We start from the raw sequence: 13,309 nt of genomic DNA, 5'->3' as shown, positions 1-13,309 counted from the left end.
TTCGCAATGCACATCAGCGTAACGAATACGCCATTTTCGTTCGATTTACAGCGTGTTGAATGCTTCCGTCAGAACGGGTACGATTTGTGATTTGCGTGATACTACGCCTTTCAAGAGCGCTCTGCTATCAGACAGTGTCACATTGTAGGCTTTCTCCACAGCTTTGGTGGATGTTCCATATGCCAGAGCAACGGAATCGTTGTTCAGAATGTCTGTTACGACAAATACGAACAGGTCGAGACCTTTACTTGAAATAATCGCTTCAATAGCTGCTTCAAGCTCAGGTTGCTTCACGAGCACATCATTTACATCAACAGCATTAACCTGTGCAATTTCCACTTTGGATTGACCCATTACGAATTCTTTGGCATCCAGGGAGATCAGCTCAGCAATTGTTTTTTGGCTCAGATCGGCGCCGGCTTTCAGCATGTCCAGACCATAGCTGTCTGCATCTACACCAGCAATGGTAGCCAGTTCACGCGCAGCGGCTACGTCCTGCTCTGTGCAAGTCGGGGATTTGAACAACAAGGAATCAGAAATAATTGCAGACAGCATCAGGCCAGCAATCGGTGCACTCACTTCGATGCCGTTTTCTTTGTACATTTTATTCAAAATGGTTGCTGTACAACCTACAGGCTCTGCACGGAAATACAGAGGTCCGCTTGTCTCAAAGTTAGCAATACGGTGATGGTCGATAACTTCAACGACAGTCACTTCCTCAATATCGCTTACACTTTGCTGACGCTCGTTGTGGTCAACCAGAATAACCTTGTTCACTTCATTTGCAGCTGTTTTAATCAGACGTGGTGCTGCGATTTTGAATTGATCCAGTGCAAACTGGGTTTCGCCATTGACTTCGCCGAGACGAACAGCTTCAACGTCCTGACCCAATTTTGTTTTCAGATCCGCATAGGCGATTGCCGAACAGATCGTATCCGTATCGGGATTTTTGTGACCGAAGATTAACGCTTTTTCCATATTTATAGCCCTCCGTCAATTCTGATTTAGAATAATACATGTCATATATTAATCATACCCTACTGATTATATCGCTTATAAGGCTTAGTTCCAATCCCTTTACAGCGAATTAATTGCAAATCATTCTCAGGTACGTCATTTCAAAAAAAATAATATCCTCACTGTCATTCTAATTCACAGAGTTCTTGGCCACATTAGCAATCAGGTGTTTCTCCAATTTCTCCCCTTCGCACAAGGCCTGTACGAGTGCTCTGCCTGAATCCGGTGTCATCTGGCCATACCAGTCACCCTGTGGATACACAATCGTTACGCATGCATCGTCACACTGACCATTACATTTGGTACGTGTTGTATGGATGAATCCTCCCGCCTGCTGCTTGACAATCTCGTCCCGTACCGCCTGAGTTACTTCTTCCCCATCGTTACGCATGCACGTTCCACCATTACAGAGTAAAATGTGATGTTGCAGTTGATCCAGATTATAGATAGCCAAACTTGGTTCATTCCCCTCAAGTCGATATGATATGTATCTTGTTTTATTCTATCGTACAACCTTATAAATTAGCATATGAAACCCTGATACGCAACGAAAATATTAAATCTCAGGCTCATCCGCGATCTGCCCTCGTTGTACAAAAAAGGTCTGTAAATTGCCATCCTCCTTAATCTCCAGCAGGTTCAATTGCGCTCCATAGGCACAACCACCGTCAATGCCAATTTTATCTCCGCTGGGGTCAAACCAAATCCCTGTCTCCTGATGCAAATGCTTCACCGGTGTGTGTCCAAATACAACCGTCTCTGTAACCCTGGTTGGTCTGGCATAGAATGATTCACGAATCCAAATAAAGTCCCGCTCGGACTGGCTTCTCCAATCCTCGATCTCCGGGTTGATCCCGGCATGTACAAAAATATAACCCGGAATTTCGTACACCAACGGAAGCTCTTCCAAAAAACGGAGATGATGTTCATAATGTGTACGTATCCACTGTTTGGCTTCAGCATAAGCTTCCCAATCCATCTGTTGCTCATCATAAGCAAGCTCCAGATCCAGATAACTGGCCATCGTCTGTAATCCGCCATTACGAATCCAGTGTTGATCATATTGCTCTACATCCTGGGTTAGCGCCTTAACCATCATGGCATCGTGATTGCCTTTGATCACCATAATATGGTGCTGTTGCTGAAGCTGCATGATCTGTTCGATGACCTGTTTGCTGCTTGGACCTCGATCCACATAATCACCGAGTAAAATCAATTCATCCTGCTGCGGATTATAATCTGCAAGCTTAAGCAGTGCATTAAATTCATCGTAACAGCCATGAATATCACTAATGACACATCTGCGCATGTGAATCTCTCCTCTCCCTGATCACGCAAGAGTATAACCGAAACCCTGCAAGAGCAAGGTTTCGGTCTGTTCAGAGTAGTTATTCCCGCTCGCTTACCATTAGTCCTGCTTGAGTCCAAAGGCTTCTGCAATCAAGCCGAATGAGCGAAGCCGTGCTTCAAATGAATGAACCGCTGATGCAATAATGACTTCATCTGCTTCATGGCGTTCTGCCATTGCGGTAATCTTGTCTTTCACCTGATCCGGTGTCCCTACGATGGAAAAAGAACGGCGTTGACGGATCTGTTCCATCTCCATCGCTGTGAATGGATAGTTATTCACCGTCTCCAGGGATGGGAAGGAACTTTGTTCAAGACCTCGTCCAAGGCGCAGGAAGAACAGTTCATTGCTGCGCGCAAGATCAGCAGCTTCTTCCTCTGTCTCCGCACAGAATACCGAGACAGCAATCATGGAATGTGGTTTGTCATTCAGGATGGATGGCTTGAAATGTCTGCGGTAATGCTTCATCGCTTCTTCGCCGCCTGGTGTTCCGAAGAATTGGGCAAACGCATAGGATGTCCCTTGCGCCGCAGCAATTCTCGCACCCTCGGAACTGGAACCCAGCAACCATACTTCCGGAACGGTTGGAACCGATGGTCCTGCTACTAGAGAGGCGAACCGATGATCCTCAGGCAATTGTTCGTGGAAGTATCCTCCCAGATCTGCAATCTGCTGTGGGAAGAATTGTACATTCGATGATTTGCCTTCATTCAGCGCTCTGCTGGCAATCGGCATGCCGCCTGGTGCTCTGCCAATCCCAAGATCAATCCGCCCCGGATGCAGAGCTTCCAGCAGACGGAAATTCTCTGCAACCTTGTAGGCACTATAATGAGGCAGCATTACACCGCCGGAACCTACCCGAATTCGATCCGTATGTGCAGCTACATGTGCAATCATCACTTCTGGACTGGAGAAAGACAGCGCGCCGCTACCATGATGTTCCGACATCCAGAAACGGGAGTATCCCAGTTGATCCGCATGTTGTGCGAGTTTGACCGTTTCCTGCAACGTATCCTGCACACTTCGGCCTTCATTGATATGTCCATGTTCGAGTACACTCAGTTTCATATATATTCAATCCTCTCGTCTGTTAAGTTCATAAGTGCTGTGAATATGAGTTCCGCGCATAATACGCGCTCTCGCTCACTTCTTTCTTACTTTCACCATTGTAACATTAATTATTACAGTTTCAAACTTTAGTTATTTTCTTTATTACCACACTTTTGCAAGAAACATGCAAAAAACGCCACCAGCTTTTGAACTGGTGACGTTCTGGTCTAACCTATTGCAGAAAAATGGAGTTATGGCGCACGTTTCGGTAACAATTTCACATACTCGTCAGACAGTTTCATCAGGCTGAGCACATGTTCATAATCGGCACGATACGGTTCCAGATCCGTTACAGGCTCATATGTCTTCAGCGAATAGGCCGTTCCATCATCAAACCCCGCACCCGGAATAAACATGATGTCATTGTTGACAAATGAACCTGTCGGCAAGTAATACCGGATACCGAAGGCATTGTGGTCCATGTTGAGCAAATCATGTCCGAAGGCAGTGAATTTCTCATCCTGAAGCGAAACACCCATCAAGTTCATAATCGTTGGCAACATATCCAACTGACCGCCTGGCTGCTCAATGACTTGCCCTTTGGTCTGTTTCGGCGTATGAATCATAAACGGAATGTTGAAACGACTTACTTTACCAGCATACGGGACGCCAAGATTGGCCTGAATCTGCTGTGTAATCTCTTCGTCAGCAGGCAGACCGAAATGGTCCCCGTAGAGCACTAACGTTGTGTTATCCCACAATCCATTCGCCTTCAATTCATTGATAAGTTGACCGATGGCATAGTCCGTATAGTTGATTGCTTGCAGATAATCATGAAGCAGTTTGTTCGTAATGGTCGCAGGAATCGTGATTCGTGCACGATCAGCGGGAACCGTAAACGGCGAGTGGCTTGATGCCGTAATGAACTGAGCATAGAACGGCTGATTCGCAGCCTGATGCGCAGTCATTTTTTCCACACCTACACGATATAACTCTTCATCCGATGGTCCAAAGTCATTGAATCTGTCATTCTCGAAGCTGGGCTTGTCGAAGTAACGTGTGAATCCGAGTGCCGGATACATTTTGTTCCGGTTCCAGAAGGTGACATCATTGACGTGGTACGTCTCGGACTCATATCCCTCTTTTCCCAATATCTTGGGAAGACTCGGCAGTTCACGGTCACTGTATCCTGCTGACATGGGAACAACTCCGGTTGGATAGATCGACGTGTTCGACATAAACTCAGCGTCTGAAGTGTTTCCCTGTCCGATCTGCTGGAAGAAATGAGAGAAATAATAGCTTTCTTTGGCCAGATCATTCAATACCGGTGTTAACTCCTGACCATCCAATGAAGCATTAATCGGGAAATTTTGAAAAGACTCCAGTTGCAGTACAATCAGATTGCTGCCTTTCGCCTGACCAAAATATTTGGCCTTCACGGCTGTGCCGTCACCTGGTTTATCCTGATACGGATACTGACTAACCAGCTCATTGATCTTGGCAATGGTTTCGTTAATGTTGCCATTTGCAATGGCCTCATTCTCTTTGCTCGTCAGAATGGCCGACGATACCTGATAGTTTAGGAAACCGAGATTCTCAGCTCGAACTAATTCGTTATCAATCGTTTCACCTTTGACAATAAAACTGCCTGACAGCACGATGCAGAATGCAGCGGTAAGCGCAACGCCGAGCTTGCCCCAGTATCGTTTGCGAATTCTGCCAAACGTCAAACCACTATCGCGATAACTGCTGTGGTTACGACCGCCAGCACGTCTGCGCATCATCAACCATATTGGCAATGCCAATACGATGTCTGCAAAAAACAGAAAATGCTCCGGTCGTACCAGCGGTCCGATACTGCCCCGTACTTGCGCAACTTGCCCCAGTTCACTGAGCGCGGTATACGTGGGTACCGAACTGAAATGAACGTTATACAGCGTGGCCGCGAACAGCACCAGAGAAAACAGAATATTGAATCCCCCGTATACTGCTCGCTTCCAGCCTTTGGGCACGATCAAATCCAGCACGCATACCACGGTTAGTGCGCCTAATGCGTCAGTTAACAGACCGATGCCGGACATACCCTGGAAAAAGAAATACCGCAACAGTGACAGCTTCAGCAGCATAAGAATGAATAACACGGCGAATAAAGTCCGTGAAGAATTTCGTTCATTTTTGGAATTATACATGGTCGCTTTCAACCCTTACCCTGAAATTTTACGTTCATTTTACAAAACGCATATTTCAGTATAACAGTTTTCTGGTTGCTATTCCATGGAAGTTCCGTGTAGTACAGGGTGAGCGTTACGCAATTGTAGATATATCCGAGTTCTGTGTGTGCGCTCCCTCTCTCTGTCCCTTAATGGCTGCTTGTGCAGCTGCAATTCGTGCATAAGGGATCTGTTCAGGCAAACAACTTACGTAATCCAACCCAATCCGGTGGCAGAAGGCAAGCGACTCCAGATCAACCACATTTTCTCCGCAGATCCCTGTCTTCAGATGCGGTTTTCGAATTCGACCTTGGACTACCGCCATCTCGACCAGTTGTCCGACTCCCTCAACGTCCAGCACATGAAATGGATTATTCGTAACCCTGCGAGAGTCCGTGTCCAGTTGAAGGAAACGTTCCTCGGCTTCTTGGCGACTGTATCCAAACGTCTTCTCTGTCAGCTCATCCGTGCCGAATGTGAAAAAATCTGCCTGGCGAGCAATATGAGTTGCCGTCAGTGCCGCTCTCGGAGCTTCGATCATCGCCCCCACTCTATAGAGACAATGCCGCTTCTCCTCACCAAGCACTTGGTCAGCCACATGATCCACCAGATCTCTCATCACCTGAAGTTCATGCACATGACCGATCTGCGGAATCATAATCTCAGGACGTACCCACCAGCCTTCACGGATGCCTTTTACCGCTGCGCGAAAAATCGCTTCAAGCTGCATATCAATGATTTCCGGGAACACCTTACTCAGACGACATACCTGTTGGCCAAGTGTCGGATTATGTTCATGCAATTCACTGACTCTTCGAATCACACGCTCCAGTTCCTCCAGTTCAATCTGATGGTCTGCGTGCTCCTGCCACTCCTCTGCTTGCAACCACTCGCGTCGTTTCTCCAACACTTCCAGATCCGGTAGCAGTTCATGCAACGGCGAATCAAGCAAACGTATAGTTACCGGGTGTCCATCCATCGCTTCAAATATCTGTTCAAAATCAAATTGCTGCATGGGTAACAACCGCTCCAAGCCACGCCTGCGCTCGGATTCACTGTCAGCCAGAATCATTTTTTGTACAAAGGGTAACCTTGCGGGTGACAATAACATGTTTTCTGTACGGCACACTCCAATTCCTTCGGCACCAAGTATCCGTGCTGTCATGGCATCCTGTGGCCGATCAGCATTGGCCAGTACTGTAAGCTCTTTGACTTCATCAGCCCATGCAAGTAGTAATTGTAGTTCTGGTAATAGTGTTGGAAGACTTCCAGCCTCCACATCTCTGTTGGAATCTGTCTTATGTTTCAAAACTTCCGTGATATGCCAAGGTTGGATGCGTAACAGTGCATCCTCCTTGTTGATGAGTCCTTCATGGACAAAATCCACAGTACTCCTCAGTGTGGCTGTAGGTGATAATCGTGCTGGCTGGGTCTGCACAACATATAACTCACCAGATTCAATTACATAGCTAATTTCCTGAATTTCTCCCTTACGTCTCTCCAACTGGCTGCTGATCTCCAGCAAACGTGCATACAGCTCAGGTTTGTCAAACTGCAAACTATCCAGACCGTGATCATTGTAATGGGAGTCCCCGATGGACACATATTGTCCGGTAATTTTCCTTTCTCCTGTAAGTGGGTTACGCGTATATATTGTTCCGTTCCCGCTTGAGTCTCCGCACGTTCCATGCATCATCGTCTGTATAAGAACAGGAGCGCCTTGCTCCAAAGAAATGTAATTGGAATTACGCACCATCTCGTCCTGAGATCTGGATGCTTTAACACGCTGTGAGTGATATACCGCACGTACGACTTCTTTCAATTGAATTTGAACATCCTGTGGAAAGGGATTACGCTCCTTCGCTGCAATTATATATTTAAATTCCCTAATAGCTAATTCAAGCCCTGCTTCATCCCGACCCTTAACATGACTCGTTACTCCTGTAAAAAATTCAGAAGACATTCCATATACCAGCTGTCCATATTCCATTAAATATTCCAGGTAATGTTGAAGTGCATGCAACCGATCACCGGTTTGACGTGCGAGTCCTTCCACGGTAACATCGTTCAGACCAACATTGAGCAGTGATTGGGTCGCAGTTGCTGATGCACCATCCTGGTCCGTGCGTATCGCAAGTAGTAGCGGATTCTCCGAATGTCCGAAGAACTTCCCGGTTTGCTGTTCCAGATGCCGGATCGCGTTAACAACCTCTTCCTCTCCTTCACAGGAAAGATGTCCAAGACGGGTACAGAACTCGCGACAGCATTCCGTTGTGACTACAAATCCGGCCGGGACAGACCAACCTGCATGCTTTAGCTCCGCAAGATCAGCCCCTATACTGCCCATTAGCCCCTTCATCTCTGCCGTACCTTCTTCCAACAGAATTACCCGTTTTGTCATTACAGCTCTCCCATCCGCCATTCATGGCTATGCTTGAAGACCTCAATTCCTGTGTTACATATCGGCCTTCACTCTAATGGTATGTCGTAATCTTTCAGTCAAGGACATCCGCTTTTGCATTTTGTACTCATTGTTCCGTTTTTTTGTAAACGCTACACTAAAATGAGATGAAACAAGCCTTTCGAGTAGTTGCATTGGCTCATTTATCGTGGTAAACAAAAAGAAACCCCTCCAGCCTGAGCTGAAGGAGCTTTGCATTTTAGTATTCACTTACCTCAAACGTCAGTACTCGATCAAACAGGATATAATCCTTCCGACTTTTGAATGGCCCTTTGTTATTGTCGTGTTTATCGATCGCATACGAAGCTTTTCCGCTTCCAGCTTGCTTGGCTTCATACCAGTCGATGAAATCATTTACTTCTTTCATGCTTAGGTCGAATTCTTTCTCCAAACCCGTTGTCATGGTAACGACAAAGATAGCACGGGTAGTGGAAGGTTCTTCCGGTTGTTCCGGAGTTGTAGGTTCTTCTGGTTCTGGTGTGGTTGGTTGCTCTGGTTCAGGATCAACCTGACCGTTACTCTCAATAATTGCCGAGGCTTCATTTGAGTTAACACTTTCTCCAACAGGATTAACACCCGTCACTACGTAATAATAGGTGGTACCTGGAGTTACATCTAAATCTGTATAATTGGCCTTAGTTACTCCAGTTGCCAATGTTGTATATGGCCCATTTGCCATAGTGGATCTTTTAATCGTGTAACTGGTTGCTGTCGTCACTTCATTCCAGGTCAATCCAATGGATGATTCAACTGCAGATGCTGCGAGATCTAATGGATTAGCTGGAGGTGTTATATTATACAGCTGAAACTCGGAAACACTAACTGTCCGTGTATTGGAATAATTAAACAAGTTAACTTTTGCTATTCCTTTGTACGTTGTAGGAAGATAAATTAATCTTCCATCAGCCTGATTTGCTTTTACTGTGTACCAATACGTCGGTAAAATCGCCTTTCCAGTGGAATCGAATAATCCAATTGAAACATCAAAATCTGCTTTTACACGGATAGCATTCGCTGTAACTGTTCCATTAAAGATTCCAACTGCATGATCCACCGCTGTCGATGGCGTGTTCCATTTTTCTATAATCGCACTTGTAGCTTCATTATTATCTGTTAATGCATATGTAGATTTATTCCCTTTGTTTTCAGTATCGCTAAGTGTCATTACCATCTTATCCATGAGCCCGCCACTATAATCTACCGCAGCATGTACCCCTAAAGTAGATGTAAAACTAATTGTAAAAATAAATGCTCCAATCAATAATCCGACCTTCTTGAATAGTGTTGTTTTCACATGAATCCTCCTAAAGTGTTTATGTACAAACACACTTTAATGTATATATGTTCATGTGTCTAAACATTAACTTGCTCATCTATAAAATTCAGCTAAATTCTTGAAATTTTATTTTTTTATTGGATATTGAAAAAGCCCAAGAAGAAAAAACCTCTCCTTGCGCTCCTAAATTCAAAATTAATATATTCCCTATTCCCATTCACCTGTCTTGATGTAAGTTGCATCATAAGCAACAATTACATTTGTTTTATCTGTTACCTTTTGTAAGTCATCGATCACAACTTCTTTTTCGCTGTAATCTACTAAACTCGAATCAACTTTCTCGTAGACCCCACAGTCCCTCATTTAAATTACATCTGGATGATTAGAATCATATCTTAAACTTTCCGGAAGATCTTCAGGCAAGATTTCATGCGATTCGGCAACCGTAGTCCTCGGTACCTCTGTAACAGGTACCATTCCAATGATAGCTACTACTAAAAGTGATGCCCAGATTTTTTTCCCGCATAAGATGTCTATTCTCCCATTCATTTTTCCTCTATCATACAGTACATCGGATTAGTAAAATATTGTTTGTAGTTTTAACTTCCATCCCTCAATCCATAAATCGCAATACATCCTCAATCTTCTTCCTATGAGAGATCACACCGTAGTTCATCCAGGTCATGAAGTCCACCTCATACACGTTACCGCTCTTCACGGCAGGCAGGCGTTTCCATTCATCCCTTTCGAGCAGTTCGCGCTCGTCTCCAGGTTTGGCTGAATTTCCAGTGTCAAATGTAATCAACAAGTGATCCGCATCCAGCTGACTTAACTGCTCCAATCCAATGAAGATCCTCCGCTCGTGTCTTGTCCATTGCTGCACACGGGAGTGTGGAGTCAGTCCAAGATCCTGATAAATTACAGGTCCAACGTAGCCTTGCTGATCCCCATAGAGCGTAATATCCGAAGCGGATATGCGCAAAAAAGCTACTGTTTCTCCGCGCATATAACGTGCTAAACGGTCTTTGGCTTCCAATGCCTTGTCCTCATACGCACCAATTACATCTTGGACACGATTCACCTTCCCCAAGACATCGGCTGTCGATCTCAAAATGGAGCGCCAATCTTCTCCCAGATGTTCCACGTAGAACGTAGGTGCAACCTGTTCGAAGCGGTCCAGATTCCATCGATCATATCCCTTGCCCAACATGATAAAGTCAGGTACATTGCCCAGATTAAACTGTGCTTCCTGCTGGCTCACATCGAATTCGGGTACATCATCCAATTCCAAATAATGCTGTCTCCCCCAGGAGTGATGCGAACACTGCAGTACAGGTTTTATACCGAGGGCCAACACAAAGTCTTCCAGATACGGAGCAAAGACACGCACCTCCTGGCGGTGATGACGGCGGTACAATCCAGGTGAAATACCCGCATATTGCTTGAAACGACGGCCAAAATAATACTCGCTGCTAAAGCCCACATTCTGTGCAATTTCATGGATGCGGTCATCCGTCAGCTGCAATAGTTGCTTGGAGCGCTCCAGCCGAACCGTATTCACATAATCAAGCGGAAGCTTACCCGTAATCCTTTTGAATTGCCGCGTGTAGCTGGCTCTGGTAAGACCAATATTTGCCGCGAGCTCATCCACGGTTATGGTCCGATCATAGTGGTCGCCAATATAACGAATTGAACTTTGAAGACGTGCACGCTCATCTGGAGTTTCTGTTTTAGGATCACTCTGGCGAAGCAACACACGGAACCAATCCTGAAAACGAAGCTGTACCTCCCATTGCTCCATCCAATCGGTAGTTTCCTGTTGACGAAGTATTTGTTCCAAAGCTTCGAGACATGAACTCCATGGAGTGTAATTCAGCTCGATAAGAGATAGCGCTTCTTGAATCTCATTCCCTGCCAAAGACTCATGCTGCTCAGTCGTGACTTTCGTAGGCGATTGGTTTGATATATCTTCTTTCACCTCAACCAGCATAAGATCAAGCTTATAGTACTGTAATTCACTTTCTGTCCAAGGAGAGCCCTCTATCTTAATGGACGCACCCGCTGGAACAAATATAATCATTCCTTTTTCCAGTTGAGATTTGCGATCCAAGCAGACGACTGAACCCCGTCCAGACGTTATAACAAATATGGAGTGGGCAGACGACATCTTGTATAACAGATGTGTATCGATATGAGATTTATGGTGATCGATGTATTCCATATGCTGAAGCGTGGATAGCCAGGGCTTTGGAATATGTTGCTTTATCGTATGGCACATGTTCATCGTCCTTAACTGAGAATTGTTATCATTTGGAATAGTGTATACGAAAAAAGAAAGCTCTTCAACCCTTTGCTGAAGAACTTTCTTTCTTATGGGATAATACTATGGAGTCATCTTTTCCAAGAGATCATCAATTTTCATGGAATTCGCTGTAATCCCACCTGATTGCCAATGTGATCTTTCCATAATGTATACCTGATTGTTCTTAACTGCCGGAAGGGATTGCCACAACTTGCTGTCAAGTACCTTCAAAGCTTCCTTGTTCTCGGGAGATGACCATTCTCCATTGGAAGGGAAAATAATAAGATGATCTGCATCAAGCTGCGGGATGGCCTCGTCAGACAGAACTTCCTGATATTCTTCCATCTTGCTAACCAGAGGATGAGGTGTTAGACCAAGCTCCGAATAAATAAATCCGGTCAATCGATTCTTCACACCAAACAATGCTAGTGAGTCATCGTTGACATTCAGCCGGACCACTGCTACCGTCTGGTCCCCAACTGCTTCCTGCAACTTGGATTTGGCATCTGCAATTTTGGTTTCAAATGCCGCAGCAACTTCTTCACCCTTGTCCGGTATACCTACAACATCGGCAATGGTTTTCAACATTTGATTGGAATCCTGCAGCACGTCCTCAGGCAAGCGATACGTCGGTGCCACCTTGGAGTACATCTCATATTTCTCCATATCCGCTCCACCATCTACAATGATCAGATCCGGATCATACTCCAATAAAGCCTCAATACTGCCTGTGGTATCAAATTGCGGAACATCCAGTTTTAAATAATCCTGAACACCCCACATCGGATTATACCACTGTACGACAGGTGTAATATCGAGCGCCTTCAGATAATCCTCCACATATATTCCAGCAATACGTTGCGGCTTAACCGGAATGGTCACATCTCCAAATTCATCCTGTACGACCCGTGTTTCTGGTGCTGTCTCCGTCCCAGAAGCATTTTCTCCAGAAGATGTACTTTCAGGTGCAGGGGTCTGTTCCGCATTTGTAACGGTATTTGCACTACAACCTGAAATCACCAGACCCATGAGCAGTAATGTAATCGCCCACCCTTTGAAACCTTTAGTAAAACCTACCATGATACCCTTCACCCCTATATGATCTGTTGATGTAAGTGAGAATATGATATACATAACGTATAATGATTATCATTCTCATCTATTATATAGGTGAATTGTACCTCAGCCTTCAGCCAACTCACAATGTACATTTGAGGCTATTTTTTTATACAAACGAAAACTACCCTGTAGACCTCCCCCGCTCATCGCAGGGGCAGTCTACCTTGACGATAACTTTCCAGCAGCTGATTCACAAAGGAATCATTCAACACATCTTGGAACAGTGCAGCGCCAATTAAGCCCATATCATCGCTCACATACCCGGCTAACTCGGGTTCGCCAGTGAGAGCCAGGGTCTGTTTGAACGCCTGCTCCCTGGATGCACGCAGCACTTCTTCTTCAGCCACGGCGGTAGCTTGAGCCCACCGTTCAAAGGATTGCATCCACTCGTCAGCAAATTCAGAAGCATCCCTTTCATCCAGGTACCTTTCCACTTCCAATCCTTCGAATGTCTGCTGGGTCAGAATCTGTCCCTTGTTAAGATCCGACAGTAGCTTCTCTACATCTGTTCTGCTCATTGATCTCC

10 protein-coding genes are annotated in these 13,309 nt (G+C 45.4%); all 10 read right to left on the bottom strand.

The genetic code is table 11. The annotated features are described in order from the left end of the window. Positions 1–45: 45 nt before the first annotated feature. The 10 genes from ACTHPG_RS07585 to ACTHPG_RS07540 all read right to left on the bottom strand — a co-directional run bounded on the left by ACTHPG_RS07585 (position 46) and on the right by ACTHPG_RS07540 (position 13,301). The gene (locus tag ACTHPG_RS07585) at positions 46–978 is read right to left on the bottom strand and encodes a manganese-dependent inorganic pyrophosphatase (RefSeq protein WP_440388504.1); all 933 of its coding nucleotides are present in this window, start codon (positions 976–978) and stop codon (positions 46–48) included. Positions 979–1,147: 169 nt separating this feature from the next. Beyond that, positions 1,148–1,471, bottom strand: a complete 324-nt coding sequence (locus ACTHPG_RS07580) for a (2Fe-2S) ferredoxin domain-containing protein (RefSeq protein ID WP_440388503.1) — start codon at positions 1,469–1,471, stop codon at positions 1,148–1,150. Between the two features lie 102 nt (positions 1,472–1,573). Then, complete coding sequence (locus ACTHPG_RS07575) at positions 1,574–2,326, bottom strand: metallophosphoesterase family protein (RefSeq protein ID WP_440388502.1); 753 nt, start codon at positions 2,324–2,326, stop codon at positions 1,574–1,576. A gap of 99 nt (positions 2,327–2,425) precedes the next feature. After that, positions 2,426–3,433, bottom strand: a complete 1,008-nt coding sequence (locus ACTHPG_RS07570; RefSeq protein ID WP_440388501.1) for an LLM class flavin-dependent oxidoreductase — start codon at positions 3,431–3,433, stop codon at positions 2,426–2,428. Positions 3,434–3,666: 233 nt separating this feature from the next. Continuing rightward, positions 3,667–5,604 carry an LTA synthase family protein gene (locus tag ACTHPG_RS07565; RefSeq protein WP_440388500.1) on the bottom strand — a complete coding sequence of 646 codons (1,938 nt, stop codon included), beginning with the start codon at positions 5,602–5,604 and terminating at the stop codon, positions 3,667–3,669. 115 nt (positions 5,605–5,719) lie between these two features. Further along, entirely contained in the window at positions 5,720–8,026 is a 2,307-nt protein-coding gene (locus tag ACTHPG_RS07560; protein WP_440388499.1) for a putative PEP-binding protein, read from the bottom strand. A 259-nt stretch (positions 8,027–8,285) separates the two neighbouring features. Beyond that, positions 8,286–9,380: a hypothetical protein gene (locus ACTHPG_RS07555; protein WP_440388498.1), complete on the bottom strand. Its 1,095-nt coding sequence runs from the start codon at positions 9,378–9,380 to the stop codon at positions 8,286–8,288. A 595-nt stretch (positions 9,381–9,975) separates the two neighbouring features. After that, positions 9,976–11,640 (bottom strand): helix-turn-helix domain-containing protein, encoded by a 1,665-nt coding sequence (locus ACTHPG_RS07550; protein ID WP_440388497.1) that lies wholly within the window; start codon positions 11,638–11,640, stop codon positions 9,976–9,978. Between the two features lie 105 nt (positions 11,641–11,745). After that, positions 11,746–12,744, bottom strand: coding sequence for an ABC transporter substrate-binding protein (locus tag ACTHPG_RS07545; protein ID WP_440388496.1), 999 nt, complete (start codon positions 12,742–12,744; stop codon positions 11,746–11,748). Positions 12,745–12,926: 182 nt separating this feature from the next. Continuing rightward, the gene (locus tag ACTHPG_RS07540; protein ID WP_440388494.1) at positions 12,927–13,301 is read right to left on the bottom strand and encodes a hypothetical protein; all 375 of its coding nucleotides are present in this window, start codon (positions 13,299–13,301) and stop codon (positions 12,927–12,929) included. Positions 13,302–13,309 lie beyond the last annotated feature (8 nt).

The organism is Paenibacillus sp. SAF-068, assembly GCF_051967555.1.
Classification (GTDB): Bacteria; Bacillota; Bacilli; order Paenibacillales; family Paenibacillaceae; genus Paenibacillus.
Note: the sequence above shows the minus strand (reverse complement) of the source record. Positions and strands in the feature narration are given on the sequence as shown.

Bases quoted from the DNA above. Each gene is read 5' to 3' on its own strand.
- ACTHPG_RS07585 (WP_440388504.1), bottom strand. From the start codon at position 978: ATGGAAAAAGCGTTAATCTTCGGTCACAAAAATCCCGATACGGATACG.
- ACTHPG_RS07575 (WP_440388502.1), bottom strand. From the start codon at position 2,326: ATGCGCAGATGTGTCATTAGTGATATTCATGGCTGTTACGATGAATTT.
- ACTHPG_RS07570 (WP_440388501.1), bottom strand. From the start codon at position 3,433: ATGAAACTGAGTGTACTCGAACATGGACATATCAATGAAGGCCGAAGT.
- ACTHPG_RS07565 (WP_440388500.1), bottom strand. From the start codon at position 5,604: ATGTATAATTCCAAAAATGAACGAAATTCTTCACGGACTTTATTCGCC.
- ACTHPG_RS07560 (WP_440388499.1), bottom strand. From the start codon at position 8,026: ATGACAAAACGGGTAATTCTGTTGGAAGAAGGTACGGCAGAGATGAAG.
- ACTHPG_RS07550 (WP_440388497.1), bottom strand. From the start codon at position 11,640: ATGTGCCATACGATAAAGCAACATATTCCAAAGCCCTGGCTATCCACG.
- ACTHPG_RS07545 (WP_440388496.1), bottom strand. From the start codon at position 12,744: ATGGTAGGTTTTACTAAAGGTTTCAAAGGGTGGGCGATTACATTACTG.
- ACTHPG_RS07540 (WP_440388494.1), bottom strand. From the start codon at position 13,301: ATGAGCAGAACAGATGTAGAGAAGCTACTGTCGGATCTTAACAAGGGA.